The sequence below is a fragment of the Ramlibacter sp. genome (assembly GCF_028291745.1).
Classification (GTDB): domain Bacteria; phylum Pseudomonadota; class Gammaproteobacteria; order Burkholderiales; family Burkholderiaceae_C; genus Ramlibacter.
In genome coordinates this window covers 1-14,777 of record NZ_JAQGNQ010000068.1, presented here as the reverse complement: position 1 = coordinate 14,777, position 14,777 = coordinate 1, and the positions used below count along the sequence as shown (strand labels likewise).

Genomic DNA, 14,777 nt, shown 5'->3' with positions numbered 1-14,777 from the left:
TGCCATTCATGGCCCCCTCCACGGCCAACGTCGCCGTGACCTTCGGATCGCCGCCAGGCCCCGAGCCCCTCGAGGGTCATCGTCGGAGTTGACGGCTTGCTGCGTCAACCGATGGAAGTCACCTCGAGCAGGAGGGCTGAACACCACCGGGACGCCTCGGCGACGGTCTCAGTGCAACTCGGTGCTGCGAGCCAATGGAGCCGCGGCGAGGGCGCGGCGCCACGCACTGACCGCCAGCACGCCAGCGAGGCCGGCAGGAAACAGGGCGGGTGCCGAAGCGGCGACGCGGGCGTCCAGCGACAGCAGCGCCGCCGAGAGCAGCACCCAGCCGGCAATGCCGAAGGCGAGCCACAGATCGTCGACGAACAGCCCCAGCAGCTCGCCGACCATCGTGGGCAGCAGGCCGCGTGGCGCGCGTGCCGGCGAGCCGCTGCTGGAGGGCGTCCGGGCCGGCGGCGCCGGCAGCCGCGCGCAGGCCCTGGCCAGCAGCCAACCCATGGCCAGGAAGGCGGCGATCAGGAGCAGAACGATCGCGTCCGACCCGGGCCAGGCGAAGCCCAGCCCCTCGCCGGTCCAGTAGGTGCCGAATGCGGTGAGCATCACGCCCACCGAAAACTTCAGCGTGTTCTCCGGCACCGTCGCGAGCGGGCGGTGCAGCAGCAGGCCGAGCAGGGCCACGAGCAGGAGGGCGAGCAGCGCACCGGCCGACGCGGGCAGCAGCATGCCGCCTTTGAGGCTCAGCGCCACCACCACGAACACCACTTCGATGCCCTCCAGCAGCACCGCCTTGAAGGCGGTGAGGAAGCCGGTGGCGTCGATGCCACCGCCCCCCCGTGGATCACCCTGCAGGGCCCGCGTCCGGGTCGAGAACTCGAGCGCCTCGTCGCGCAGCGCGATCACGCCGGCGGAGCGCAGCACCGCCTTTTGCAGCCAGCGCATGCCGAACAGCAGGAGCAGCAAGCCCACGGCCAGCTGCAGCTGTGCCAGCGGAATCGACTGCAGCGAAGGCCCCAGCGCCGCGACCAGGGCCACCAGTGCCGCGACGCCGGCAGCCGTTCCCAGCAGGGACGACTTCCAGCCGCGCGTGAGACCCACGGCCAGCACGATGGTGAGGGCTTCGACGAACTCGACCAGCGAGGCGAGGAAGGAGGCGAGCACCGTAGGGCCCGCGGAAGACCAGCTTGTCATGGAAACGCTCCGGCAGCGGTTGTTGGAGGAACCGGGGGACGATAGGAAACCCGCCCTGCCGGCGCTTGACGCGCGGATTACAGTGCTGAAATCCTGCCGTCATCGGGCAGTGCGCGAGGCCGGCCAGACTGCAGCTTGCCAACCATCATCCTCCATGCGCATCCTGATCGTCGAAGACGAACCGAAAACCGCCGCCTATGTCCGCAAGGGCCTGATGGAGCAGGGTTACGTGGTGGACGTCGCCAGCGACGGCTTCGACGGCCTGCACCTCGCCACCACCAGCCGCTACGACCTGATCCTGCTGGACGTGATGCTGCCCGGCCTCGAGGGCTGGGAGGTGCTGCAGGGGATCCGGCGCCAGCAGCCCACCCCCGTGCTGTTCCTCACCGCGCGTGACGCCGTGGAGGACCGCGTCAAGGGCCTCCAGCTCGGTGCCGAGGACTACCTGGTGAAACCCTTTGCCTTTTCGGAGCTGCTGGCGCGCGTGCAGAACATCCTGCGCCGCGGCAGCATGCAGAGCGAGCAGCCGCTGCGTTTCGCGGACGTGGAGGTAGATCCCTTGCGGCGCCGGGTCACGCGATCGGGCCAGCGCGTGGAGCTGACCGTCAAGGAATACGCGCTGCTGGGATACTTCATGCGGCATGCCGGGGAGATGTGCTCGCGCACCTTGATTGCCGAAAACGTGTGGGACATGAACTTCGACAGCGACACCAACGTCGTCGACGTCGCGGTGCGCCGGCTGCGCGCCAAGCTCGACGATCCTTTCCCGCAAAAGCTGATCCACACCATCCGCGGCGTCGGCTACGTCTTCGACGAGCGGGCACAGTGAAGGCCCTGCGCCACTCGCTGACGGCGCAGATCGCCGCCGCCATCGCGCTGGTCTCCGGGCTCACCATCCTGCTGCTGGGAATGCTGATGGACAGCCGGCTGGGCGGCGAGCTGCGCGAGGAGACCGAGCTGCTCCTCCTGTCCAACCTGGCCCTGCTGCGGGACGACCTCGCCGCGGCAGGCAACGACCCGGCCGTCCTGCCGCGCCTGGTGACGCGCGCAGGGCGCCGCACCCCGCGCCTGCACCTGGAGGTGGTGGAGGAGCGCGACGCAGCGCTGCTTGCCAGGTCGCCGCAGTTCGACGTGCCGCAGGAGGCGCTGCCGCGCCAACTGCTGGCCGCGCAGCTGCTGCCGCCCGATCCGACCCGTCGCCAGATGGACCAGCTGCGCGACCAACTGGGGCAATCCACCGTGACCTGGCAGGCGGCCGACGGCGGGCGCTACCGGCTGCTGCGCGCGCGGCTGCCGCTGCCCGCCACGCAGGAGCGGCCGGCGCGGGTGCTGCTCGCGACCCTGGCGGTCGAGACCACGCCTTCGCGCGCGCTGCGCGACCGCAATCGCCGCGAGCTCGCGATCGCGCTCTGCGCCGCCGGGGTGCTGTCCGCATTGCTCGGCCTGGGTATCGCGCGCCGCATCGTCGTGAGCGTGCGCCGCTTCGGCGCCACCGCCAGCCGCGTGGGCGCGAGCGACCTGCACGAGCGCATGCCGCTGGAGGGTGCGCCGGCGGAGATGGCGGAATCCACGCGGGCGTTCAACCGCATGCTGGATCGCCTGCAGGACTCGTTCGAGCGGCTCTCGGCCTTCTCGTCGGACCTCGCGCACGACCTGCGCACGCCTCTGGGCAACCTGATGGGCGAGGCGCAGGTGGCGCTCTCGCGGCCCCGCACGGCCGACGAGTACCGGGCGGTGCTGGAGTCCGCGGTGGAGGAGTACGAGCGGCTCTCGCGCATGATCACCAACATGCTGTTCCTGGCACGCGCCGACAACCAGCCGGCCCCCGCCGCGCACTGGGTGGACCTGGACCAGGCGCTGCAGCGCGTGGCGGGCTACTTCGAGCTGCTGGCGGAAGAGCGTGGGGTGGTGCTGCGGTTGGACATGCAGTCACCGGATGGCGTGCCGGCGCGCGCCTGGGCCGACGAGAGCATGCTCGTGCGCGCTCTCGGCAACCTGGTTTCCAATGCGCTGCAGCACACGCCGCCGGGGTCGGCGATCCGGCTGCGCGCGCGCGTCGCGGCGGACCGGTCGTGCACGCTGGAAGTCGCCAACGACGGACCGCCCATTCCGGCCGAACACCAGCCACACATCTTCCAACGCTTCTATCGCGTCGACGCATCGCGGCAGGGCTCCGCCTCGGGCTCCGGCCTCGGGTTGGCCATCGTGCACTCCATCATGGAGATGCACGGCGGCACCGTCGCCGTGGACAGCGGCGCCGGCCGCACCACCACTTTCACATTGCGCTTCTCCGGCAATCCCCTGACATAGCCGTCATGCGCGGGCCATCGTCCCGTGCGCTGCGCTTCCTATCGTGAGCGCATCCGATCGCTGCCCGATTCCCGGAGCAAGCGAGACGGATGTAGAAAAAGGAATCGCAGCATGAACCGCATCCGCAACACCGTCGTCCTGGGCTTGCTCGCCGGGCTGGCAGGTGTGGCCGGCGCGCAGGCCAAGACCCGCGCCCAGGTCGAACAGGAGTATTTCCAGGCCGTGCAGAGCGGCGACGTCATCGGCGCTTCGGGCTACACGCAGCGCGAACTTCGCCCCGACCTCTATCGGCAGCCGCAGGGCAGTGGCATCGTGCGCGCACAGGTGCAGCAGCAGGACGCGAGCCGCAACGGCGACATGCTCGCGCCCGGCCGGATCGGGTCGCCGGAGAACCAGGTCGACGCCTCGCCGCGTGGCACCGCTCACAGCGCTGGAGGAAACCTGCAATGAAGAAAGTCCTCATTCCGCTGGCCGTGATGACCGCCGCCGGTGCAGCATCCGCGCAGTCGTCGGTGACGCTGTTCGGCATCATCGATACCACCGTGGAACACGGCAGCGCCAGCGGTCCCGGCTCGACCCGCATCACGCAGCTCACGAACTCCGGCTACAACAGCTCGCGGATCGGCGTGCGCGGCAGGGAAGACCTGGGCGGCGGCCTCGCGGCTTCGTTCTGGCTGGAAGGCAGCCTGGGCACCGATGACGGGCGTGCCGGCGGGGCCATTCCGGCCGGCAACCAGGCCGTCACGGCACAGGCGGGCAGCGGCCTCAATTTCAACCGCCGTTCCACCCTCAGCCTGGAAGGTGACTGGGGCGAAGTGCGCGCGGGCCGCGACTACACCGCGCCGTTCCTGGGCCTGCTGAAGTACGACCCGTTCCTCACGAACGGCGTCGGCACCTCGCTGGGCTTCGCGGGCGCCGCCGCCAACGGGCTGGCGCCCTCGGGCACCGCTGGCGTGCTGGGGCGCGCGTCCAACTCCGTCGGCTACTTCCTGCCCTCGAACCTGCGCGGCTTCTACGGGCAGGCGCAGTATTTCCTGGGAGAGAACGTGCAGAACGGCGCCACGACCGAGCACGACGGCAATGGCTTCGGCGTGCGCGGCGGCTATGCGATGGGGCCGCTCGACGTGTCGGCGTCCTACGGGCGCACGAAGTTCGCACAGACCGCCGGCACCGGCGACTTCAAGACCTGGAACGTGGGCGGCCAGTGGGACTTCGGCGTGGTGCAGGTCATGGCGGAATACGGCCGTGACCGCCGCGACAGCCTGGCGGCCGTGGAGGGCACGCAGTGGCTGGTGGGCGCCAACGTGCCGGTCGGCCCCGGGACGATCCGCACCTCCTACTCCACCTACAAGGCGGACATGAACACCCCCGGCCTTGCCAATCCGCGCGCCGGCAAGCTGGCACTCGGCTACGTGTACAACCTCTCCAAGCGCACCGCGATCTACACGACGGTGGCGCGCGTGAAGAACCAGGATGGCTCCGCCATCGCACTGGGCGGCGCGACGATCGGCGCCGGGGTGGGCAATGCTTCATCCACCGGTTTCGACGTGGGCGTGCGCCACAGCTTCTGATGCCTTCCTGCCCTTGACCTGATCGCTCCAGGCCTGGCCGGACCTTCCGGCCAGGCCCTTCGCAGCGCGTGCCTTGGTACGCGCTGCGTTTTTACTTTCGGCAGATCCGGGCACCGATCACGCGCCGGTGCGCTCCCGCCATCCACCTCCGAGATACCGGTACAGGTCCACCAGGTTCGTCATGCGCGCGAGCCGCACCTGCACCAGTTCCTGCTGCGCGCCATACAGGTTGCGCTGCTCCGTGAGCACTGCGAGGTAACTGGCGCTGCCGGTGCGGAACTGCAGCTGCGCCAGGTCCAGCGCCTGCTGGCTCGCCGTGACCAGCCGCTCCAGCGCTGCCACCTGCCGCTCGTACGTGCTGCGCGCGGCAAGGCCGCTGGCTACCTCGCTGAAGGCGGTCTGGATCGCCTTTTCGTACTGCGCCACGCCGATGTCCTTCTCGATCTTCGCGACGTCGAGTTCCGCCCGGAGCTGGCCGGCGTTGAAGATGGGTGCCGTGATCGACGGGATGAATCCCCAGGCCAGCGAGCCGGCGCCGAACAGGCCGGACAGCGCGCTGCTCGCCGTGCCCAGCGAACCGGTGAGGCTGATGGAGGGGAAGAAAGCCGCGCGGGCAGCGCCGATGTTGGCGTTCGCCGCGCGCAGCTGTGCCTCCGCCTGCATGACGTCCGGACGCCGCTGGAGCAGGTCCGAGGGAACGCCGGCCGCAAGGTCCGTGAGGAAGGCCTGCGCGTTGAAGGGGACCACCGGCGGAAGGTCCGCTGGCAAGGCCTCTCCCAGCAGCAGCACCAGTGCGTTCTCGGCCTGGGCGCGCGCACGCACCTGCGCCTCCTGGTCGGCTTGGGCCTGCTCCACCACCGTCTCGGCCTGGCGCACCGCGAGCTCCGTTCCGGCGCCGACGCGCAGCTGCAGTTGCGTGAGCTGCAGCGAGGCCTGCGCGGATTGCAGCGTCCGCTGCGTCACGGCCAGCAGTTCGTCGGAGGCGAGCAGCGCCAGGTACTGGTCGGTCACCTGGGATACGAGCAGGATGTGGAACGCCTGCTGCGCCTCGCGCGAGGCCAGGTACTGCTGCAAGGCCGCGTCGCTGAGGCTGCGCAGCCGCCCGAAGAAATCGAGTTCCCAGGCGGCCGACAGCCCGGCGCTGTAGCCGCGCGTCGCTCCGCCGCTGCCGCCGGTACGCCGCAGTTCGGCATTGGCGTCCACCGACGGGAATTGCGCGGCGCGCTGGATGCGATATTGCGCCTGCACCTGCGCCACGTGCAGCGCGGCGACGCGCAGGTCGCGGTTGTTCGCGAGCGCGATCTCCACCAGCCTTTGCAGGCGCGCGTCGGTGAGGAAGTTGCGCCAGCCGACGTCGGCCGCCGGCGTCGTGCCGGCGCCTGGCTGCTCGCCATACGCGGCACCCGTGGGCCAGGCCCCCGGCACCGGCAGCGCCGGACGCTGGTAGGTCGGTTGCAGTGCGCAGCCGGCGAGCAGCGCGCCCGCGAGAATGACCAGTCGCTTCATGCCCCGGCACTCCCGCTCTCGTGCGCCAGCCGCGGCGGCGCCGCCCCTCGGGGCTTGAACAGCCGCCCCGCCACCACGAAGAAGAACATGGGAATGAGGAAGGGCGCGACGAAGGTCGCCGTGAACATGCCGCCGATCACCGCGATGCCGATCTCGTTCTGGCTGGCGGAGCCGGCGCCGCTCGCCAACGCGAGCGGCAGCACCCCCAGGATGAAGGCCATGGACGTCATGAGGATGGGGCGCAGGCGCAGGCGTGCCGCTTCCACCGCGGCTTCCAGCGCGCTGCGCCCCTGCTGCATCAGCTCGCGGGCGAACTCCACGATCAGGATGGCGTTCTTCGCCGACAGGCCAATGGTGGTGAGCAGCCCCACCTGGAAGTACACGCCGTTGGTCATGTGAAAGGCCGAGGCGGCCAGCAGGGCGCCCAGCACGCCGATCGGGATCACCAAGATCACCGACACCGGGATGGCCCAGCTCTCGTACAGCGCGGCGAGGCTGAGGAACACCACGAGCACCGACAAGGCATAGAAGAAGGGCGCCTGCGCCCCGGCCTGCTGCTGCTGCAGCGAGATGCCGGTCCACTCGAAGCCGATCGAGGCAGGCAGCTGGCTGGCCAGTGACGCCATCTTCTGCATGGCCTGGCCCGTGCTTCGCCCGGGCCCGGCCTGGCCGATCAGCTCCACCGAGGACAAGCCGTTGTAGCGCTGCAGCTGCGGCGGGCCGTAGGTCCAGCGGCCGGTGGCGAAGGCGGAAAAGGGCACCATGTCGCCGCCGCTGCCGCGCACGTACAGCCGCTTCAGGTCCTCCGGGTTCATGCGGAACGGTGCATCGGCCTGCAGGTACACCTTCTTGATGCGGTTGTCGGTGTCGAGGAAGTTGTCGACGAAGCGCGAGCCCCACGAGATCGAAAAGGTCTGGTCGACATCGGTGAGGCTCACGCCCAGCACGCTGGCCTTCTCGCGATCGATGTCGACCTTGAAGGTGGGCGTGTCGTCCAGCCCGTTGGCGCGCAACTGCGCGATGTCCGGATCGCTCTTCGCCAGCGCCAGCAGCTGGTCGCGCGCCTTGAGCAGCGCGTCGTGGCCGACACCGCCGCGATCCTCCAGCTCGAAGTCGAACCCGGCGGAGCTGCCGAGGCCGCGGATCGGCGGTGGATTGATGGTCGTGACCACGGCGTCCGGGTAGCGCGCGAAGTGTCCCGCCACCCGCGCTGCGATGGCCGGCAGCGCCAGGCCGGGCGCGGTGCGCTGACCCCAGTCCTTGAGGCGGACGAACACCTGTCCCTGGTTCTGTCCCCGCCCCGCGGGGCTGTTGCCGTTGACCGAGAACACCGCATCCACGCCCGCTGCCTCGTCCTTCATCAGGTAGCGCATGACGTCGTCCACCACCACGCCGGTACGCTCCTGCGTCGCGCCTGGGGGGGTCTGCACCTGCACGAAGAAGTAGCCCTGGTCCTCGTTGGGCAGGAAGGAGGTCGGCAGCTTCATGAACAGCAGGCCGACCGCGACCACGCAGGCGGCATGGATCAACAGCCAGCGGCCCCAGCGGGCGATCACGCGCCGCACACCACTGGTGTAGCCGTCGCGAGTGCGGTCGAAGCCGCGGTTGAAGCCGCCGAAGAAGCCGGTGCGGTGCCCTTCGGCCGGATCGCTGGGCTTGAGGAGCGTGGCGCACAGCGCCGGCGTCAGCGTCAGGGCCACGAACACCGACAGCAGCATGGCGACCACGATGGTCAGCGCGAACTCACGGTAGATCGCGCCCACCGAGCCGCTGGAGAAGGCGACCGGCACGAACACCGCGGAGATCACCAGCGCCACGCCCACCAGCGCACCGGTGATCTGGCCCATGGCCTTGAGGGTCGCCTCGCGCGGTGGCAAGCCTTCCTCGCTCATGACGCGCTCGACGTTCTCCACCACCACGATGGCGTCGTCCACCAGCAGGCCGATGGCGAGCACCAGGCCGAACATCGACAGCGTGTTGATGGTGAAGCCGACCGCCGCCATCAGCCCGAAGGTCCCGAGCAGCACCACCGGCACGGCGATCGCCGGAATGAGCGTGGCGCGGGCGTTCTGCAGGAACAGGTACATCACCAGCACCACCAGCGCGATGCCTTCCAGCAGCGTCTTGACCACTTCGTCGATGGAGACCTGGATGAAGGGCGTGACGTCGTTGGGATACACCACCTCCAGCCCGGGCGGGAAGGAGGGTTGGAGTTGCGCGATGCGAGCGCGCACCGCGCTGGCCGTTGCCAGCGCGTTGGCGCCCGTGGCGAGCTGGATGCCGATGCCGGACGCGGGCTGTGCGTCGTAGCGGTTGTCGATCGCGAAGCTTTCCGCGCCCAGCGCGATGCGCGCCACATCGCGCAGCCGCACCTGCGATCCGTCGGGCAGGGCCTTCAGCACGATGGCTCCGAACTGTTGCGGCGTACGCAACAGCGTCGATTCGGTGATCGTGGCCGTGATCTGCTGCCGCGGCACGGCGGGCGTGCCACCCAGCTGCCCGCCCGATACCTGGACGTTCTGGCCCTGCACCGCCGCCAGCACGTCCAGCGGCGTCAGCCCGAAACCATCGAGCTTGGCGGGGTCCAGCCAGATGCGCATCGCGTACTGGCTGCCGAACACGTTGAGGTTGCCGACGCCGTCGACCCGGCTCAGCGGGTCCTGGACGTGCGACACCACGTAGTTGGCGATGTCGAACTTCGACATGCTCTGGTCGCGCGAGTAGAAGCCCACCACCATCAGGAAGGCGTTGGTGGACTTGGTGACCCGGATGCCGGACTGCTGCACCTGCTGCGGCAACTGCGGCACCGCCAGCTGCAGCTTGTTCTGCACCTGCACCTGGGCGATGTCGGGATCCGTGCCCGGCGCGAAGGTGAGGGTGGTGGTCGACTGCCCGGTGTCGTCGCTGTTGGACGCCATGTACAGCAGGTGGTCGATGCCATTCATCTGCTGCTCGATCACCTGCACCACCGTGCTCTCCACGGTGGCGGCGGAGGCGCCGGGATAGCTGGTGCTGATCTGCACGGTGGGCGGCGCCACCGGCGGGAACTGCTCGATGGGCAGCCGCAGCAGCGACAGACCGCCCGCGAGCATGACGAGGAGGGCCAGCACGATCGCGAAGATCGGCCGCCGGATGAAGAAGCTGGCCATGTCGGGTCTGCCTTTATTTCGCCGCGACCGATGTCGCCGCCGCCTCTTTCGCCAGCACCTGGGCGCCGGGCTTGACCTTCTGCAGTCCGGCCACGATGACGCGCTCGCCCTCCTGCAGCCCGCTCACCACGACCCACCGGTCCCCCTGCGTTCCCTGCAACTGCAGCGTGCGTCGCGCCACCCGGTTATCGGTACCCACCACCAGGGCGGTGGCCTGGCCCTGCGCGTCATGGGTGACGCCCGCCTGCGGAACCAGCAGCGCGTCGTCGCGCACGCCCTCGTCGATGCGTGCGCGCACGAAACTGCCGGGCAGCAGCATCATGCGCGGGTTCGGGAAGAGGGCACGCAGCGTGATGGAGCCGGTGGCGGGATTGACGCTGATGTCGCTGAACTGCAGCGTGCCGCTCACCGGGTACGCCGTGCCGTCTTCCAGCGTGAGCGTCACGCGCGTCGGGCCGGAGCTGCCGGCCTTGAGCCGGCCGCTCGCGACCTGCTGGCGCAGCTGCAGTCCGTCGACGCTGGATTGCGTGATGTCGACGTACATGGGATCGATCTGCTGCACGGTCGTCATCAGCGTGGCCGCACTGCCTTGCACGTACGCGCCCTGCGTTACCAGCGACGGGCCGCTGCGGCCGGTGATGGGCGACAGCACGGTGGTGTAGTCCAGGTTGATCTGCGCCGCGCGGACTGCGGCTTGCCCGGTGGCCACGTCTGCTTCGGCCTGCGCCCGCGCCGCCACCGCGTTGTCGTAATCCTGCTTGCTCACCACATTGGCGTCGGCGAGCACCTTGTCGCGCTCGGCCAGCGCGGTCGCCGACACCACGTTCGCCTGCGCCTTCTGCAGGCCGGCCCGCGCGGCCTGCAGCGCCGTGACGTAGGGAGCGGGATCGATGGCATACAGGCGCTGGCCCGCCTTCACGTCGCTGCCCTCGCGGTACGCGCGTTGCTGCACGATGCCGTCGACACGCGCGCGGATCTGCGCCACCAGGAAAGGCGAGGTGCGCGCGGGCAGCTCGATGCTGACCGGCACCGTGGCGCGGTGAACGGTGACGACAACCACCTGCGGCAGGGCCGCGGCGGTCTTGGCCGGCGGGGCCGGCGAGCAACCGGCCAGTGCCAGCGTGGCCAGCACCAGGAGATGGCGGCAGGGTGGAGTGGAATCGGCTCTCATGGGGGCTCCGGAATGGGTCACGTCAACGCCCGGGCAGGACGGGAAAAAACAGGCCGCGCCTGGCGCCCTGCGGCAGGGAAGCTCGCGCACATCGATCCGCCGATTTCCCCGGTGCCCAGGCCGATGCGGGAGCTCATCAGGCCGGAGTGGCCGAGGGGAATGCCTTGCATGCGTCAACTCCAGTGGTCGTGAGAGTGACGTCAGCTTCGGCTGCGGCGGCAACCCCTACATGACGCGCAGATTACAAAGCGGAAAGCCATTGTTTGCGGCTACGCATTCGGCGCAATGCAGGGGGAGCAGGCAGCCTGGAACGCCGCCGCATGGGCGGTGGCTATGCCGAAGCCCGTCTGCGGACCGGCGTCTCAGAAGATCCCGCACCGTCTCCAGCCCGCTTGCTTGACGGAGAAACGGGCGATGAGGTTGTTCGGGATGCTGCGGTTCGAAGGCTAGTTGGAGTGCTCCACGTTGATCAGCATCATCTGCCCCCTCACCGTATCGAACTGGGCCCGAATCCGGTCGCCGGCTTTCAGATCCTTGAGCATGTCCTTGTCCTTCACTGCGAAGACCATCGTCATCGCCGGCATGTTCAGGTTGGGAATTGCTTCGTGCGCCAGCGTCAGCGTGCCACCGCCTACGTCCACCTCTTCGATGTGTGCATTGACGAACGGCGGAGAAGGCTGCATGGCGTTCGCGGCTGGCGTGCGTTCCACGGGCATGGTCATGCCTGGAGAGTGCAACTGCGCCTGGCATCCCACCAACAGAAGCGGGAGTGCCGCGGCGATAACGAGGGATTTCATCCAGGGAGTCCTTTCCGAGGCGCTGCGAAGAGAATCGGCGGCGACTGGCCGGGTCGGCGCCACCGTGACGGCTGCGCGACCGAGTCGCTGGCGACAGGTCCGGGGCAGCAGTTGAACATATCGCGCAGCTATCGCGAAGAGATCATTCCGGCCTCGTCAGTTCGTCCCGGCCGGCGTGAAGCTGCGACCCTGTTGGTTTCCGGCGTCGACCTTCCCGCCGGCAAGGACGTGGCGCTGCAGCCCGGCGGCGGCTATCACATCATGCTGCTGGATCTGAAGGAGCAGGTGCACGCCGGCTCGCAAGTGCCCGTGACCCTGGTGTTCGAAGGCGCGGATGGACGCAAGGAAGCCGTGGAGATCCAGGCCACGGCACGCGTGCTGAACGCGACCAGCGACTGAACTGCCCGAGGCGGTGGCCGCCGCCTCTTTTGACGCTCCTCAATCCCGGCGCCCGGCCCTGGTGCCCGGGTTCAGAGCCCGCGCACGCGGGCTCCTTTTGCTTCAACTTGCCTGGTGGCAAGCTTTTGTCTTCAAAAGTTCTCGCCATGGATCCCAGGGAAGCATTCCAAGGTCGACGGTCTGTCGGAATAGATCGTCGCGGAAACCATCGAAGTGCTGCTCGAATGCTTGGCCATCATCCGGGTCGAAGTTGTCGGGAAGGCATCGCCGCTGCTGCCCTACCTGTCCGCGCGTTTCGGCATGCTGCAGCGCCTCGCGCCGCATCACACCGAGCGCGGCCCGCGACTGAGTGCCGCGGCGCGCAAGACAGCGCGCTGTCGTTCACAATCTGCGACCTGAAAACTATGCACCCCGCGCTGCGGCGGCTCAGGCGCCGCGGTGTTGTGCCAAAACTTGACGGGGACTTTCTCATGCAACGCCTCTTCTCTCGGGCCGGTATCGCCGCGCCCATCCTGTCCTGCGTGGCCGTTATCGCTGGCTGCCCCGGCGGCGCCCTGGCCCATGGCTTCGTTGGCCAGCGCTTCTTCCCGGCCACCCTTGCCACCGACGACCCCTTCGTCGCCGACGAACTGTCCCTGCCCACCGTGTCGGTGACCCATAGCGAGGCGAGCGCCGATGCCCCGGCCGGAAAGCAGACGGCTGTCTCGATCGACGTGTCGAAGCGGATCACCGATGACCTTGGCATCTCGTTCGGCAGCGCATGGAACCGCTTCCACTTCGCCGACGGCACCCGCACCACCGGCTTCGACAATTCGGAGCTCGGACTGAAGTACCAGTTCTATCGCAACGAAGCGGCCGAGGCGCTGGTGTCGGCCGGCATCTCCTGGGAGATCGGCGGCAGCGGCAGCCGCTCGCTCGGCGTGGACCGCTTCAGCACCTACACGCCGACCATCTTCTTCGGCAAGGGCTTCGGCAATCTGCCGGTCGACGCACTGCGGCCGCTAGCAGTGACCGGCACTGCGGGCCTGGCCATTCCGAGCCGCAGCAGCACCACGACCACCGCAGTCGACCCGGACACCGGATTGCCAGCAACGCAGGTGCAGCGCAACCCCGACGTGCTGAGGCTGGGCCTGTCCCTGCAATACAGCATTCCCTACCTGCAGTCGATGGTGAAGGACACGGGACTTGGCGCGCCCTGGAACCGCATGATCCCGGTCGTCGAGATCGCAGCGGCGAGGCCGGTCAACCGGGTCGAGGACCGTTCGTGGACCGGCACGGTCAATCCGGGCGTCCTCTGGGTGGGGCAGAAGGTGCAGGTCGGGCTGGAGGCGGTGCTGCCGATGAACCATGCGAGCGGCCGTGGCGTGGGCTGGCTCGTGCAACTGCACTTCTTCCTCGACGACATCTTTCCGAACACGATCGGCCGGCCCCTGATCAGTGCCTCGCGATGAAGTTCGCCGGCATCGAGGCGCTGGAGGGCGCCTTCAGCAGCCTGGAGGTGACCGACGCCAACGGCCTTCTTCCTCCGAAGGCCCGGATGCTGCGGGCGCCGTATGACCTGGTGAAGACAGCAGGTCTTCCGTGGGCGCGTCGCGTGTCATGAATCCGCCACGCGCCCGGGGTACGTTGCAGCCTGACTCCCCGCTCCCGAGCCGCGGCCCGGAAGATGGCAGTTCGCACTGGAGAAAAACGATGGATGCATTCGCTACCGCCGCGGAGTTCATTTCGTCCCGTCCGCTCGCGCGCGCGTCGCACCGGATCCTCAAGAACTCTTGTTCGGAGCGGGAATTGCGCGAAGCCGTCGGGGGCATCACCGCGTGAAGCCTTGCGCCGCTCGTTCCCACCAGCGCGATGCCAGCCCATAGGCCGGCTGCAGCGGGTGCCTCAGCGCGCGGGCAAACACCGCACCTGCCGCGGAGACGGGCAAGGCGGCCAGAACGTCCAAGGGAAAATGGACGCCCAGGAAGACGCGGCTCCAGCCGACCAACAGCCCCAGCACGAACAGGACCGCTCCCCACCGGCGAAAGCGTGTGCCGGCGATCGCGGCGGCAGCGATCGACCAGAACACGGTGACGTGATCGCTCGGCAGCCCGGGGTCGGGCTCATGCGCCAGCAACTGGCGACCGACGTGCAGCATGAAAGGCCTTGGCTGCGGCCACGCGTGCGTGATCACCTGTGCGAGCGCGAGGGCGATCAGGGCCGCCACGAGCATCTCGAGCAGGTTGCCCCGTGCTTCTTCATCGCCGAGGACCCATGCTGCTGCCATGGCGAGCGGAACACACCAGATCAGCCACTGCGCGATAGCCAGTGCGATGGCAATCTGCCAGACCGGCGTCTTCGAAGAGGCGTTGAGAAGCGTGAACAGTTGCAGATTGTCCATTCCGGCTGGCGCAGCGCCACGTGGCAGCAATCCGTTCGATCATGCCCTGCGCTGCTGAGATGAAACTGAGGCGCCCGGAGGCGCCGACCAGCGCCGTGTTCAAGCTGGCGGCCGCGACAGCGCGCGCTGCGCTCGGGACAGCCCGGCGCGTGCGATGCGCTCCACGTACAGGTAGACCAGAATGCGCGAAAGTTGCTGCGCGATGTAGGTGTCGGCGTAGAAGTCCAGCTCGTGCAGCGGCATCGCATCCGAGGTGACCGCGATCGACATGATCTGGAAGTCCGCGGGATTCGCCTTCTCCCAGGT

At 68.7% G+C, this 14,777-nt stretch carries 14 protein-coding genes and 1 pseudogene; 8 read left to right on the top strand and 7 right to left on the bottom strand.

All coding sequences use genetic code 11. From position 1 onward, the window contains the following. Nucleotides 1-168: 168 nt before the first annotated feature. Nucleotides 169-1,188: a hypothetical protein gene (locus JWP60_RS12415; RefSeq protein ID WP_299791386.1), complete on the bottom strand. Its 1,020-nt coding sequence runs from the start codon at nt 1,186-1,188 to the stop codon at nt 169-171. 154 nt (nt 1,189-1,342) lie between these two features. Here JWP60_RS12415 and JWP60_RS12410 point away from each other — a divergent pair, with 154 nt between their 5' ends. From JWP60_RS12410 to JWP60_RS12395, 4 genes are all read left to right on the top strand, one after another. Beyond that, nucleotides 1,343-2,017 (top strand): heavy metal response regulator transcription factor, encoded by a 675-nt coding sequence (locus JWP60_RS12410; protein ID WP_299791383.1) that lies wholly within the window; start codon nt 1,343-1,345, stop codon nt 2,015-2,017. Further along, nucleotides 2,014-3,498: a heavy metal sensor histidine kinase gene (locus JWP60_RS12405; protein WP_299791380.1), complete on the top strand. Its 1,485-nt coding sequence runs from the start codon at nt 2,014-2,016 to the stop codon at nt 3,496-3,498. Before JWP60_RS12410 ends, JWP60_RS12405 begins: the two co-directional genes overlap by 4 nt. 111 nt (nt 3,499-3,609) lie before the next feature. Then, nucleotides 3,610-3,948 carry a hypothetical protein gene (locus JWP60_RS12400; protein WP_299791377.1) on the top strand — a complete coding sequence of 113 codons (339 nt, stop codon included), beginning with the start codon at nt 3,610-3,612 and terminating at the stop codon, nt 3,946-3,948. Beyond that, the gene (locus JWP60_RS12395; RefSeq protein ID WP_299791374.1) at nt 3,945-5,069 is read left to right on the top strand and encodes a porin; all 1,125 of its coding nucleotides are present in this window, start codon (nt 3,945-3,947) and stop codon (nt 5,067-5,069) included. Before JWP60_RS12400 ends, JWP60_RS12395 begins: the two co-directional genes overlap by 4 nt. A 117-nt stretch (nt 5,070-5,186) precedes the next feature. On the opposite strand, the gene JWP60_RS12390 is transcribed toward JWP60_RS12395, so the two are convergent. The 4 genes from JWP60_RS12390 to JWP60_RS12375 form a co-directional block, all read right to left on the bottom strand. Then, the gene (locus JWP60_RS12390; RefSeq protein WP_299791371.1) at nt 5,187-6,575 is read right to left on the bottom strand and encodes an efflux transporter outer membrane subunit; all 1,389 of its coding nucleotides are present in this window, start codon (nt 6,573-6,575) and stop codon (nt 5,187-5,189) included. Then, nucleotides 6,572-9,724 (bottom strand): efflux RND transporter permease subunit, encoded by a 3,153-nt coding sequence (locus JWP60_RS12385; RefSeq protein WP_299791369.1) that lies wholly within the window; start codon nt 9,722-9,724, stop codon nt 6,572-6,574. The genes JWP60_RS12390 and JWP60_RS12385 overlap by 4 nt, the downstream gene beginning before the upstream one ends. A 13-nt stretch (nt 9,725-9,737) precedes the next feature. After that, the gene (locus JWP60_RS12380; protein WP_299791366.1) at nt 9,738-10,895 is read right to left on the bottom strand and encodes an efflux RND transporter periplasmic adaptor subunit; all 1,158 of its coding nucleotides are present in this window, start codon (nt 10,893-10,895) and stop codon (nt 9,738-9,740) included. Between the two features lie 446 nt (nt 10,896-11,341). Further along, nucleotides 11,342-11,692, bottom strand: a complete 351-nt coding sequence (locus JWP60_RS12375) for a copper-binding protein (RefSeq protein WP_299791363.1) — start codon at nt 11,690-11,692, stop codon at nt 11,342-11,344. A gap of 204 nt (nt 11,693-11,896) precedes the next feature. Here JWP60_RS12375 and JWP60_RS12370 point away from each other — a divergent pair. From JWP60_RS12370 to JWP60_RS12355, 4 genes and pseudogenes are all read left to right on the top strand, one after another. Continuing rightward, a pseudogene (locus JWP60_RS12370) lies at nt 11,897-12,091 on the top strand (copper chaperone PCu(A)C); the annotation flags it as partial. Nucleotides 12,092-12,304: 213 nt separating this feature from the next. After that, entirely contained in the window at nt 12,305-12,490 is a 186-nt protein-coding gene (locus JWP60_RS12365; RefSeq protein ID WP_299791360.1) for a hypothetical protein, read from the top strand. Nucleotides 12,491-12,495: 5 nt separating this feature from the next. Continuing rightward, entirely contained in the window at nt 12,496-13,542 is a 1,047-nt protein-coding gene (locus JWP60_RS12360) for a hypothetical protein (protein WP_299791357.1), read from the top strand. Continuing rightward, nucleotides 13,539-13,694: a hypothetical protein gene (locus JWP60_RS12355; protein WP_299791354.1), complete on the top strand. Its 156-nt coding sequence runs from the start codon at nt 13,539-13,541 to the stop codon at nt 13,692-13,694. Before JWP60_RS12360 ends, JWP60_RS12355 begins: the two co-directional genes overlap by 4 nt. A 207-nt stretch (nt 13,695-13,901) precedes the next feature. Here the strand turns inward: JWP60_RS12355 and JWP60_RS12350 are convergent, their stop codons facing one another. Both JWP60_RS12350 and JWP60_RS12345 read right to left on the bottom strand, forming a co-directional pair. Then, nucleotides 13,902-14,471 carry an undecaprenyl-diphosphatase gene (locus JWP60_RS12350; protein ID WP_299791351.1) on the bottom strand — a complete coding sequence of 190 codons (570 nt, stop codon included), beginning with the start codon at nt 14,469-14,471 and terminating at the stop codon, nt 13,902-13,904. Between the two features lie 99 nt (nt 14,472-14,570). Then, nucleotides 14,571-14,777, bottom strand: a 207-nt coding sequence (locus JWP60_RS12345; protein WP_299791348.1) for a hypothetical protein, incomplete at its 5' end; no start/stop codon positions are given.